10 protein-coding genes are annotated in these 12,197 nt (G+C 62.4%); all 10 read right to left on the minus strand.

Annotated elements, in window-relative coordinates; translation table 11 throughout:
* Nucleotides 1-514: class I tRNA ligase family protein (locus tag H5U38_06510; protein ID MBC7186670.1), on the minus strand; the 514-nt coding region annotated here is incomplete at its 3' end.
* A gap of 9 nt (nt 515-523) precedes the next feature.
* Nucleotides 524-1,363, minus strand: coding sequence for a hypothetical protein (locus H5U38_06515; protein MBC7186671.1), 840 nt, complete (start codon nt 1,361-1,363; stop codon nt 524-526).
* Complete coding sequence (gene holB, locus H5U38_06520; GenBank protein ID MBC7186672.1) at nt 1,356-2,453, minus strand: DNA polymerase III subunit delta'; 1,098 nt, start codon at nt 2,451-2,453, stop codon at nt 1,356-1,358. Before holB ends, H5U38_06515 begins: the two co-directional genes overlap by 8 nt.
* A 30-nt stretch (nt 2,454-2,483) precedes the next feature.
* Entirely contained in the window at nt 2,484-3,665 is a 1,182-nt protein-coding gene (locus tag H5U38_06525) for a peptidoglycan DD-metalloendopeptidase family protein (protein ID MBC7186673.1), read from the minus strand.
* Between the two features lie 103 nt (nt 3,666-3,768).
* Nucleotides 3,769-4,956: an anhydro-N-acetylmuramic acid kinase gene (locus H5U38_06530; protein ID MBC7186674.1), complete on the minus strand. Its 1,188-nt coding sequence runs from the start codon at nt 4,954-4,956 to the stop codon at nt 3,769-3,771.
* 4 nt (nt 4,957-4,960) lie between these two features.
* Nucleotides 4,961-5,932: a hypothetical protein gene (locus H5U38_06535; protein MBC7186675.1), complete on the minus strand. Its 972-nt coding sequence runs from the start codon at nt 5,930-5,932 to the stop codon at nt 4,961-4,963.
* 12 nt (nt 5,933-5,944) lie between these two features.
* Nucleotides 5,945-6,508: a biotin transporter BioY gene (locus H5U38_06540; protein MBC7186676.1), complete on the minus strand. Its 564-nt coding sequence runs from the start codon at nt 6,506-6,508 to the stop codon at nt 5,945-5,947.
* 101 nt (nt 6,509-6,609) lie between these two features.
* On the minus strand, nt 6,610-7,275 hold the full coding sequence (locus H5U38_06545; GenBank protein MBC7186677.1) for an STAS domain-containing protein: 666 nt from the start codon (nt 7,273-7,275) through the stop codon (nt 6,610-6,612).
* A gap of 138 nt (nt 7,276-7,413) precedes the next feature.
* Complete coding sequence (locus H5U38_06550; protein ID MBC7186678.1) at nt 7,414-10,959, minus strand: SpoIIE family protein phosphatase; 3,546 nt, start codon at nt 10,957-10,959, stop codon at nt 7,414-7,416.
* 6 nt (nt 10,960-10,965) lie between these two features.
* The coding region (locus H5U38_06555) for a hypothetical protein (protein MBC7186679.1) at nt 10,966-12,197 on the minus strand (1,232 nt) is incomplete at its 5' end.

The raw sequence follows: 12,197 nt of genomic DNA on the forward strand, positions 1-12,197 counted from the left end.
TGCCACAGCGCTCGCACTGATCGCCGCGCGCACCCTCTGCCCCGCACTTGGGGCACTTGCCCTCCACATAGCGATCTGCGAGAAAACGGTCGCACGTGGGACAGAAGTACTGTTCGACTACCTTCTCGACGAGATAGCCGGCCTTATGCAGCCGCAGGAAAAAGTCCTGTGCCGTCCTATGGTGGACTGGCAGCGACGTACGCGAGAAGCAATCGAAACTGATGCCGAAGCGGGCAAAGCTCTCCTTGTGGTCGCGGTGCCAGTAGTCCACCACCTCCTGCGGAGAGACGCCTTTGGCCTCGGCGGCGATGGTAATCGGCACGCCGTGCTCATCAGTGCCGCAAATGAACAGCACATCGCGACGCTTGAGCCGCTGGTAACGCACGTAGACGTCCGCGGGGAGGTAAGCGCCTGCCAGGTGTCCCAAATGGATAGGGCCGTTGGCATATGGGAGCGCAGCGGTCACCAGGAGGCGCGAGAAAGAATTTCTGTCGTCCGAGTCAGTCTTGGGCATTACATCGTCTCACTTTTTCTTTTTCCCCACCCTCTCGCCCTTGGGCAGCACCTCGCACTGCTCCAGCTGCGCGCGGGAAAGGACTTCCACACTCTGATCCTCATAACGAACATGCACCTGCTCCCGGAAGATATCCACCTTCTCCAGGACACCGGTCCCTTTGGCCGTCTTGATCCGGGAGCCCACTTCTGGAAAGGAAGCCAGCGCCGCCTTGTAGAACTGCCGCTCATAGACCAGGCAACAGAGCAGCCGTCCGCATAGGCCCGAGAGCTTCTGTGGGTTCAGCGGCAGGTTCTGTTCCTTGGCACACTGGGTGGTCACCGGCTCGAACTCGCGCAGAAACGTGTTGCAGCAGAGCTGCCGCCCACAGGCACCAAAGCCGCCGATACGCCGCGCCTCGTCGCGCACGCCGATCTGCCTGAGCTCGATGCGCACACGGTACTCCGCAGCCAAGTCCTTGACCAGCTCGCGAAAGTCCACGCGCTTTTCCGCAGTGAAGTAGAAGGTGATCTTGTTGCAGTCAAACTGGAACTCCACATCAACCAGCTTCATCGTCAGGCCGTGCTTGGCGATCTTCTCCTTGCAAACCTGAAAGGCTTCGGCCTCCTTCTCACGGTTGGCTCGATAGCGTTCCATGTCGGCAGGGCTCGGCTTGCGCAGGATGTTGCGCACCTTCATGCCGGCGGCCTTCCGCGTAATGAGCGGCCCCACCTGGTTCACGATCCCCAGGTCTTCACCCCGCTCTGCCTCGACAATGGCATAGTCGCCCGGTTTGAAGGGAAACTGCTGGGGATTGGCAAAGATCTCCTTCCGCTCTCCTTTGAAAACTATCTCTATGTAATCAGACATTGCTCTTCCTCCTGAGGGCAGCCCTCAGGCGTTGAAACAGGACAATCAGCACGAGGCTCAGCTCCAAGTTGCGGTCGATGCGGGCGATGGATTCTTCCACGGCACCGATGGCCTGCTCAAAGTCGATCTGCTCAAATGCGCCCACAAACTTCTGCAACCAGTCACAGCGGTCAAAGTTGATGAGCATGCGCCTGTTGTCCGACTCGGGGCCTGCCGCCGTGAGGACCAACGCGTCGTGGAAGATGCTGAGGAGCAGGCGCAGGTACTCCTTGACCATCGCTCTGTCGCCCAACGCGCGCAGCTGTTCGGCTTGCAGCACGTGATCGTGGTCTGCGCGGATTGCCGTGCGCAGCAGCTCGATGGCTTCGTCGCGCCGCTGATTGACGTCTTGCTCCAGCCACTCTATCGCCCTCCGGTAGCTGCCATTGGCCATGCCGGCGATAAGCCGCGCCTGTTCCGCAGGTACCTGCCGCCGCTGGATCAACGCCGCTTCGATTTCCTGGGCACTGAGCAGAGCAAAGCGCACCTGCTGACAGCGCGACACGATGGTAGGCAACAGTCCCTGCACCATCGTGGTGGTCAGGATGAGCGTGGTGGCCGGCGGCGGCTCCTCAAGGAGCTTGAGAAGCGCATTGGCAGCCTCAGCGGTCATGGCGTCCGCCTCGGCGAGGATCACCACGCGCCCGCGGCCCTCGAACGACTTGAGCGAGCTATCGTGGCGAATGGCACGAATCCGCTCAATGGAAATGACCGGGTTGGCCCATGGTCTGAGCCGTGCGTACGGTTCCTGGACGACACTGTCCAGTATTTCCCGTTCGCGGTCGGCATCTAGCTCACGCGGCGCCGGAAAGACGAAACGCACGTCTGGATGCGTCAGAGTGGTGACCTTGCGGCAACTGGCGCACTCCCCGCAACCATACGAGCCCTGCTTCTCGCAGAGGATCGCCTGCGCCAGGGCCAGGGCGGTGGCCTCTTTTCCCACGCCTTCTGGGCCAAAAAAGAGATAGGCGTGAGCCAAACGGCCGTGCTCCAACGCCCGCCGCAGAACTCTCTTTGCGCCCTCTTGGCCGATGACCTGTGCAAATGCCATAGCTTCTCGCTGCCGGTTGCGGCACTCCGCTCACGGACGTGCGCTCAGCCACTCCAAGGGATTGAGGTGGTTGGTACCCTTCCACACTTCGAAGTGGAGCACTGCACCACCCAGGACCCCCTCCTCTCCCACGGTGCCGATGGCCTGCCCAGCGGCGACTTCCTCCTGCTGAGCCACGTTGATCTCTCCCAACCGGGCGTAGACAGTGTAATAGCCTGCGCCATGATCGACAATTACGATGTTGCCGCCGCCGCGCTGCCAGGTAATCACCGCCACTTTGCCCGCCGCCACGCACCGCACCGGCGCCCCCTCGCGGCTCCCGATATCCACGCCGATGTTCTCAGTAATGGTGCCCAGCTGCGGGTGCTTATTGCGGCCGTACTTGCCCACGATCTTTCCTGCAGTAGGCCACGGCAGGCGTCCCTTCTGGGCGGCCAGACCTGCAAAAGTGGTGACGCTGCTGGACGGAGCAGTGTCCAACCGCTGCCTCTCCGCCGAAGCAATGAGCTTTTCGATGCGCTGTGCGGCCTGCTGGTATTCCTGCAGCCGGCGCTGCAATTGGCTCTTGTCGCGCCGCACCTCGGCGAGGAGCTTGGCGCGCGTGCTGCGACTGGTGCGCAGGTTCTCTTGCTCACGTCGCTTCTCGGCGAGCAGGCGCGTCTGCTCATCAAGTTGGCGGCGCAGTGCTGCCTGTTGGGCGGCAATCTCCTGTTGCTTGCCTGCCAGGTTGCGCAGGCGCAGCTGGTCGGCCTGGGCAATGCGCCTTTGCAAGCGCACCCAGGCGCGCGCTTGCGTCAGGGAACGAGCACGTAGCAGAAGCTCCAGGTCCTTGCTCCGCTCATATTTGTAGTAGTGCACGATGCGACTGCGCAGGCGCTCCTTTATGCGCGCCTCTTCCTGCTGTGCCTCTGCGGATTGTGCCCGAAGCCGCTCGATCGCCTCGCGGTTGCGTCGCTCCTGTCGCTCCAGCGACTGCAACAGGGAACGCGTGAGGGCGATCTCGCGGTCCAAGCTCGCCAGCATGTCCAGGAGCGCAGACTCGCGCTTCTCGCGTTGCGCTAACTGGGCACGGTAGCGCTCGATCTCCGCGCGCACACGCTTGAGCTCCCTCTCCTGGTCCCCCGGCGCGCTCTGCGCCCTCAGCGTCGGGGGCAGCAAGGCCAGAAAGCAGCCCATCACCCCGGCAACCACCACTTTCTCCATGCCCCGCATATGGTGCTAAGATACTCCTTCGGGCTGACAAAATCAACAGGAAAGTTGGCGCGATTTTTGAAGGCTCGCTTGCGCAGTGTGTACGACCTCGAGGGCCCGGGCGCTACGGGAGGCAAATTTTGCCCAATACCGCCCTTCGGCTGGCTCCGGTCGCGCCCGGAAGGTTACCTGGCAAACCAGCAATAGTCTCGTTGGCGAGGACGGCAAAAGAGATGGCCTCCTTGGCCTGCGCGGGAATACCGTGTGCGTCGCTGCGCTCGATCCTCGTGCTTGAGCCCAACCGGCTGGCCAGCATGGCGAGCAATGTGGGATTGCTTGCGCCGCCACCACTGACAATCAGGCGGTGCAGCGGCAGCGCAGCGCCGCCAAAGCGAACAACTGCGTCGTGGATGCTGGCGGCCGTGAGGGCCGTGGCCGTTGCCACTAGATCGGTGGGCGACAGGCCACCCGCCTTTCCTCGCCTCACGAACCAGCGGAGGAACTCTTCCCCGAACTCCTCTCGGCCCGTTGACTTGGGTGGCACCTTCGCGAAGAACGGACGCTGCATCACCTCTCCGAGGAGCGCTTCGTCGCACCTCCCTCTGGCCGCCACGGCCCCGTCTCTGTCCATGGTTCGCCGGAAGAATCGTCTCATGAGTCCGTCAATGAGCATGTTGCCTGGGCCCGTGTCGAAGGCCAGCACCTGCTCGGGGGAGCAGTCGGCAGGGAGAAGGGTGACGTTGGCGATGCCGCCGATGTTCAGCAGACCCCTATTCTCCGTGACCGAGCGGAAGAGGAGATAGTCCACATAAGGAACCAGCGGAGCCCCCTGGCCGCCCACGGCCATGTCGGCAGGGCGAAAGTCGGCCACCGTGACGATGCCAGTCCGCTTGGCGATCACCGCCGGCTCGGCGATCTGGAGCGTGCCGGTGACGTGCCGTCCGCAGAGCTCCTGAGGGACAGGCAGGTGATGAATGGTCTGGCCGTGGCTGCCGATGAGGTCGACCTCGGAAGGAGTCAGTCCGGCCTCGGCCACCGAGGCAAGCGCCGCCTCCGCGAACAGCTCGCCCAGAAGGAAATTCAGCAGACAAATGCGATCCACCCGGCCTGTCCGCACGGAAGAGCAGGCGAGGATCTCCCGCCGCACCTGCGCTGGCCAGGGCGCGGAATGGAAGTGCAGCAGCTCGAGCGACATCCGCTGGCCGGCCCCAGTAATGCGGCAGACAGCCACATCCACCGCGTCCGCCGAGGTGCCGGACATCAGCCCCAGCACCACCTTCTGGGGCTTCTGCGCAAGCTCGGACAGCCTCATGCCCCTACGCCTGCAAGCTCCCGTGCAGCTTGGCTAAGACCTGGTCGGTAACAGGGACGCCGGCCTTGTGCAATGCCAAGATGACCGCGCCAGCAACCGGCTCAAACCGGGGCCATTCGATGCTCACCGTCGGGGAGACTTTGCTCAACTCCTCGCGCATGAACGGCTCCAGGACCGGCCTCTGCTTGAACACACTGCCCACCAGTGCAACCCTGACTTCTCCACCTTCCAGGCCCAGCTTGCGGGCCACGGTGGCGGCCATCTTGCCCAGCTCGCGACCAGTGAGGGCGACAATATCCCGCGCCACCTGGTCGCCGGCAGTCGCCTCCTCGAAGACCAGCGGGGCAAAGGAGGCAATCGCCGCCCGGTCGAGGTCTCCGCCGTAGACGCGCGAGATCACCTGATCGATGCGCTCCACAGCACAGGCGCGTTCCAAGCGTGGCCGCAGCGACGTCGCCAGCCCCCTGCCGTCCAGGTCCTTGAGGGCGGCAAGGAGTGCCTCCCTACCCAGGAAGTAGCCGCTCCCTTCGTCGCCCAGGAGATAGCCCCACCCTCCACAGCGCACCAGCTGGCCGTCCGCCGACTTACCGAAGCAGATGCTTCCCGTGCCGGCAATAATGATGATGCCAGGGCCTTCGGGAAAAGCTCCGGCCAGGGCTATGCTGGCGTCGGTGTCCACTGTGATTGCCCGTGCCAGTCGCGCCTTAGTGAGCGCCTGCTGCGCTGCCTCGCGATCGCCGGGCCTGCCTGCCCCCGCCAGGCCCAAGTACATGTGATCCGGCACGAAGCTTCCCAGCCGGCTCCTCTCTCGAAGTGTCTGCAACACCTCGCCAATCACGCCCGGCAACTTGTCAGGTCCAACAACCTGCACGTTGGACACACCACCCTCCGCCTGCGCCAGAATGGAGCCGTCTTCCTTCGCCAACAAGGCCCGGGTTCGTGTGCCGCCACCGTCTATTCCGACCACCAGTGCCATAGTTCTCCCTCTCTATCCGTGAATGGTTCGCCACACCTTACGCACCGCCAGACTCACCACGGCTACCTTCAGCGCCTCCCCCGGCAAGAAGACCACCGCGCCCGACCACAGGGCTGTGGCCATGCTCATCCTTTTTCCCACTACCACATTGAGATTGACGTAGAGGTAGCTCACGCCCAAGGCCAGCACCAGCATCGCGGCGCCGCTGTTTGCTAACAGCAGGCGCCGCCACGACGGCAGCTGGCCGAGCCCCTCGCCCCTCTGCCGCACCACCATCGACACCAGCGCACTCGCCAGAGGAAACGCCAAAAGATAGCCAAACGTTGGTTGCAGCGCTACACCCAGCCCTGCGCCCGCAGCGAACACCGGCAGACCTATCAGCCCGCAAGCCAGGTAGACCAGCTGTGCAGCCAACGCATAGCCGGCCGGAAGCAGGCTTCCACCCAGAAACACGAACAGCGTCTGCAGCGTGATAGGCACCGGCCACATGGGCAGGCGCACATACGCGCCCACCGCGGTGAGGGCAGCCACCGCGCCAGCTAAGACCAAGGAAAATGCCTTGCTCTGTCTGTTCACCGTCTGAATCGCTCAGCTTCGCCATCCTCCTCAGATGGCCACATACAGAAAGAGGCAGACCTGAATCTGCCTCTCACCGCTTGCCGGAGTGTGGGACCAGTTCAAGACGACTGTCGGGCAAAGTCTTGCCGCTTCTTCTTCGAGTCGAGGTCCAGTTGCTTGAGGTACTTGCGGATCTGGAACCAGCCAAGCTTGACGTTGCCGAAGCGAGGGGTGTTGAGCTCCTTGAGTATCTTGGCGGTGCCCGCCTCAGGAAACTCGGCCACCACCCGCTTAATCTTCTCCACGATAGCCTCTTCCTCCTGCTCGCGCTCGGCAGACGCTGTCGCCATCGCGGCTCCGGCCGACTCCCAGCCGCTAGCGGCCTGCTCCTCACCTGCCGGCACCACTACACGGCCCTTAGCCCGAGCCTCGGCATCAAAGTCCCTGATCGCTTCTTCTACCGTGTCGAAGGCTTTGAGGATGTAGTGAAATTCCAATAGCTCAAAGACCTCATACACGTCGGGGATCATTCCCACCAGTTTGAGGTCGCCCCCTTTCTCGCGAATGCCTTTGATCTCGCTAATGAAGATGCCCCAGCCCGCGCTACTGATGTAGTCCACATTGGCAAGGTCGATGATGACGTTGTAGGTACCGGCCTTGAGTAGCGAGGACAGCGAGTGTTCCAGCTCAGCCGAGGTCGTGGTGTCGATGTAGCCGCCCACCTTGATGATGGCGATGTCATCCCTGCTGCTCGGCTTTTCAACAGATAGCTGAATACCTTCCATAGGCGAGCATCTCCTGATGTGCAGTGACCAGGACACCGTTCGGCGATGGGCAGGGCGTTTGCACTGCCCTTCAGCCAAGGTGTCAAGCCGGATGTAATATATCAGAAACGGCCGTAAAAGTCAACCTGAAAGTTGCCTCTACCTGCCATGATGGCTGCGCTTGGCCAGAAGTTGCCGCGCTCTCTCGATGTTCTTCTCGATGTCCTTGCGGCTGGGGTCGAGACGCAAGACGGTCTGCCACTCGGCGATGGCCTTCTCAAACTCGCCCCGGTTGGCGTAGATGACGCCCATGTTCTCATACGCATCCGGGTCCGAGGCGTCAATCTCCTTGACCTTGCGGTACTCCTCCGCAGCCTCCAAGTACATCTTGTTGCGGAAATAGGCGTTGCCCAGGATGCTGTGCGCTTCCTTGAAATCCGGGTACGCCTCCACCACCCGCCGGAACTCCTGGATAGCCTCGTCATAGCGTTCCGCGTGGTAGAGACGCAGGCCCTTGAGCAACACTTTCTCCGGCAGCAGTCGCTCTGCTTGGCTCTTGGGCACTTGCGCAGGCTGCGGGCGTGGCTGTTCTTCTACCCGGTCCACGTGGAAGGAGGCTACACTTTCTTGACGCCCATTCCCACCCTCTTCCGGTACCGATTCCTCCAGTGATTGCAGAAACTCGGCGAAGGCGCGTTCTTCCGCATCCGGGGCGTGCTCAGGGAGAAGCTCTTCCTCAGGAGCAGCAGGTGGGGGCGAGGACTCCTCCCAGAAGCGCTCCAGCTCTTCGAAGGCGAAGCCCGCCTCAACCTCCTCGTGGGCCTCCCGCGCCTGGGGCGGCGTCTCCGGCTCGAACTCCGAGCCCACCTCCTCGGACACCTCTGCCGCAGGCTCGGCCTCTTGGAACAACTCCAACCACTCGTCCCCGCCAATGAGCTCGTCAACGGCCTCGCTTTGCGCCGGCGCTGGAGGTGGCTCAGCCTCAGCCAATTCTGGCTCCGGCTCTGCGGCAGGAGGTTCAACCTCTGGCGCCCGCTCGGTCACCGGAGGCACCGGCTTGCTGAGCAGTTCTTCCAGCGGCTCGGTGAGAAGCTGTTCCAGCTCGATATCCGGGAACGCAACCGCGGGGACTTCGGGCTCCGGCGGCAGCGTGGCCCGTGCTGGCTCTGTGGTTTTCTCCCGCTCGGCGCGCCGCTCACGCCTGGGCTGCTCGCCCTCCTCGCGTCGCTCCTCCCGACGTGCAGGTGGAGTGACCGGTAACAAAGGCGCCTCAAGGGGCTGCGGCTTCTCGATGATGACGCGACCGTCCAAAGTGAGGAGCGGCGTGCCCGGCGGCTTCATACGCCGTCTGGTGCCACGTTTGGCCACGAACGCCTCGCGCAGCTGGCGGGTGTTCAGCCGACTACGCACCAACTCCTCATAGATGGCGGCCTCGGAAATCGTCTCAAAACCGTACTTCTCTGTGGCCAGCTCTTCGGCAATGCGTTTCGCCCCATACTCGGGGTGCTCGCGGATGATGTCGTAGATCTTCGTCTTTTCTTCTATGCTGAGGTGCTTTGCCTCCACCGGTGGAACGCTAGTATCCACCTCCACTGCCTCAACGCCGCGCTCTTCGAACAAGCGCCGGTACTTGCTCATAGCATACAACGAGATGCCCGCCTCCGCACACGCCTCGCGCATGTTCTTGCCCGCCTGCATCATTGCGTAGGCACGCTTGGCGCGCTCTAACTCGATGACCTCCGCGCTGGCCTGCTCTTTGATCGCCACCAGCGTGATGTCGTCGCTCTGGGGATTGCCCTCGGTGAAGGAATGGAGCTCGTTCTTCAGCTGTTCCACGAACGCATCCACAGGCAGGTGGCTGTAGTCCCGGATCACTTGCAGAAGGCGCTCGTCGCCGAACATCTCCCGCTGGGGATTCATCGCCTCGGTGATGCCATCGGTGTACAGAATGAGAATGTCGTCCGGCGCAAGCCGGATGGTGTCGGACTGGATGGTCCTCCGGAACAAGTCCTTTTCCGGCAGGGCAATGCCGATGGGAAAGCCCTGCGGGTTCAAGTAGTAGGTCTTGCGCGTGGCACCGCGATACAGGATCATGGGGTTGTGTCCGGCGCTGGCATAGTTGATGCGTCGCCGCTTGGAGTCAAGAATTGCGTAGAAAACGGTGACAAACATCCCCTTCTTCATGTCGTTGATGACAAAGTCGTTGACGCGAGCCAGGACCTCTGCTGCCGAATAGATGCCCCGCGCCTCGGTGCGCAGCGCAGTGCGAATCATGGTCATCACCAACGACCCTGGTACGCCTTTGCCCGAGACGTCGGCCACGGCGATCCCTAAAGTGTCGCGGTCCACCTCCACAAAATCGAAGTAGTCGCCACCGACCTCCTTTGCCGCCTCATAGAAGGTCGCGATAGAGTAGCCTTCAACCTTGGGCAGCTCGGTGGGGAGCAAGGTGCGCTGGATCTCCTGCGCCACCTGCATCTCTTTGCGAAGCCGTTCCTGCTCGGCCAAGTTCTTCTGCGACTCGCGGAGCTTGGTGGTGATGTCGCTAAACGCCTGGGCGATCTCACCCAATTCGGTGGAGGAGTCGATATCAAGCTCGTCCTCGACCTCCTCGTGCCCGAGGGTACGGACCCATTGCGCCAACTTGCGGAAGGGGTTGAGCACCACGTAAACGAGTAGGAAAGTGCCGGCCACACCAATGGCCAGTACCACCAGGGCAAGGCGCAAGCTCTCCTTGCGGCGGCTGGCTGCTATGGCATCGGCCACCGCTTTGCGCAGCCACAGGTGGGTGCTGCCCACAGAGGCCCCGGTCTCCTGCGCATAGAGAGGGTACGAAAGCTCGATGACCTCCTTCCCCTCCCAGGTAAAGATCGCCGTATGCTCGTCGATGCGCCGAACCTTAGGGGGGTAGACAAAACGAGCGTAAAGGAGCGGCGAGGAGACCGAGGCGGCGCGCACTGTACCCGTGGAGTCCACCATGAAGCAGTCCACCACCAACTCCGGGAACCGACTCATCGTGCTCTGGATCTTCTCGCCAGCACTGACTTCCGCGGTGAAATCAATGGTGTTGCCCTTGATGTCCGCGGCGATGCTGCTGGTCAGGGTTTGCGCAATGGGGACCCCACGCCCGAGCACCTCGCGCAGTGCGTTGTCATCTTCCTGGCTGTAGAAGTACAGGTAGCCTGCCGTCACGATGGCCGTGACCGCAGCGCAGGCAATGGCCGAATAGCGGGCCTTGAGGCTGAGCGAAAGCGAAGGCACATGGAAGCGCCGCGCCCGCGCCGGCTCGCGCCGCTTGGTCAGGCGGAGCTCATTACCCTCCTCGGTCTTCCGATAGTCAATATCGTCCAACAGGCGGCGCATGATGAAGATGCCGAGTCCGCCCTTTTTGCCGATGCTGACATAGCGCTTGAGGTCGGGCGGCTTTACCCGCCGCGGGTCGAAGTACTTGCCCTGGTCAATGAGGACGAAGGTGAGGCTGTTGCGCTTGACAATGGCGCGCACCGTGATGGACCCTTCCCAATCGCGGTACGCATGCTTGATGATGTTGGTCGTCGCCTCGTCGATGGACAGCTTGAAGGCGTTGATGACCTGCTTGGAAAAGCCGTACTTCTGCCCAATCTTGGCGACAAAGTCGCGGATGTCGGCAAGATAGTCGATGTGGGCTGGGACTACCAGCTGCTCTTTTATGGGCGTGCGGATCACGTTGTGCTACTTCTCCTGGCGCTGCCGCCCTTGGGCTTTGGCAATCTGCTCCTTAGCGGCGTCGATCCCCTGCAAGATCCGGCGCACGTACGGTTGCACGCGATTGGCCTCTTCAAATTTCTCGAGAGCTTCCTCGAACTTGTTCTGCTGGTAGAGCCGGTATCCTTCTCGGTACAGTTCGCGGGCTCGCCCTTCGGGCTCCACATCCTTGGCCAACGCGCGCTGCATCGCCTCTTCGTAGTGCTGCCGGACCACGGGGTTCTGCGGCTGGAACTGCAAAGCCCGCTTGAAGGCCTCGGCGGCTGCAGCATAGTTGCCGTTGCGCCTCTCTTCGAGACCCTGCCGGTAGAGGTTGTCGAAGTTGAGCTGCTCCGTCAGGCGCGCGATGCGCCCTTCTACCAGGCTCACCAAGTCGGGTTGACCGTCCGCCACGCGGGCTGCCTCGCGGTAGATCCGGATAGCTTCGTTGGCACCACCTGGCTTGCGCGCCTCTCGCTCGGCATCCTGGATAATCGCCTGTGCGGCAGCGCGCTGTTCCTGCACTGCCTTTTCGCGGAACTCGGTGGCCTGGGCGTGTCCGGGAAACTCTTCCAGGATGCGGTCGAACTCGCGAATGGCGGCCACAAAGTTGTTCTGCGCCAGGAAGGCCTGGGCCTTCTTGAAGTGCTCTTCCACGAACGCCTGGCGCCGCTGGATTTCGCGCTCCTGGGCGCGACGTGCGGCCTCCTGCGCGAACTGCTCCTGCAGCCGCTCGTCCGTCAGGCGCAGTTTGTCACGCGCCTCCTGCCGGGCCTCGATCAGGTCGGGATCAAGGCCCACACTGTCCGGGATAGAAAGCACCCTGGTGAATTCGCGAAACGCCACGTAGTAGTCGCCCCGCTCCAAGGCCGCCTGGCCGTCCCGTAGGCCAGTGAGAATCGTCTGCCGCCGCTCCCACTCGCGGCGGGCACGCATTTCCTCTTCGATTTCCTGCGCGCGGCGGAGCTCTGCGCGCCGCACCATCTCCTGTTTCGTCGGCCCAAAAGAGAAGGTCACCGACACGCGATGGGTCGGATCCAAGTCACGGTCAGCAAGCCAGCCGTACGAATAATCGATCTGGAACGAACTGTAGGCCAGTCCGGCGCCGAACGATGGCGCGCCATTGTTTAACCCTGCGCGCAGCATGGCCGTTCCGCGGAACAGGTATTCGCTGCCCAGGTGGAATTGCATGGGCACGTTCTGCGATTTGTCCACGTCAA

The organism is Calditrichota bacterium (assembly GCA_014359355.1).
GTDB lineage: Bacteria > Zhuqueibacterota > Zhuqueibacteria > JANLFK01 > Oleimicrobiaceae > Oleimicrobium.

What these genes read in the sequence shown, in the direction of transcription:
- holB (MBC7186672.1), bottom strand. Translation starts at nt 2,453, where the DNA reads ATGGCATTTGCACAGGTCATCGGCCAAGAGGGCGCAAAGAGAGTTCTG.
- H5U38_06515 (MBC7186671.1), bottom strand. Translation starts at nt 1,363, where the DNA reads ATGTCTGATTACATAGAGATAGTTTTCAAAGGAGAGCGGAAGGAGATC.
- H5U38_06525 (MBC7186673.1), bottom strand. Translation starts at nt 3,665, where the DNA reads ATGCGGGGCATGGAGAAAGTGGTGGTTGCCGGGGTGATGGGCTGCTTT.
- H5U38_06545 (MBC7186677.1), bottom strand. Translation starts at nt 7,275, where the DNA reads ATGGAAGGTATTCAGCTATCTGTTGAAAAGCCGAGCAGCAGGGATGAC.
- H5U38_06535 (MBC7186675.1), bottom strand. Translation starts at nt 5,932, where the DNA reads ATGGCACTGGTGGTCGGAATAGACGGTGGCGGCACACGAACCCGGGCC.
- H5U38_06530 (MBC7186674.1), bottom strand. Translation starts at nt 4,956, where the DNA reads ATGAGGCTGTCCGAGCTTGCGCAGAAGCCCCAGAAGGTGGTGCTGGGG.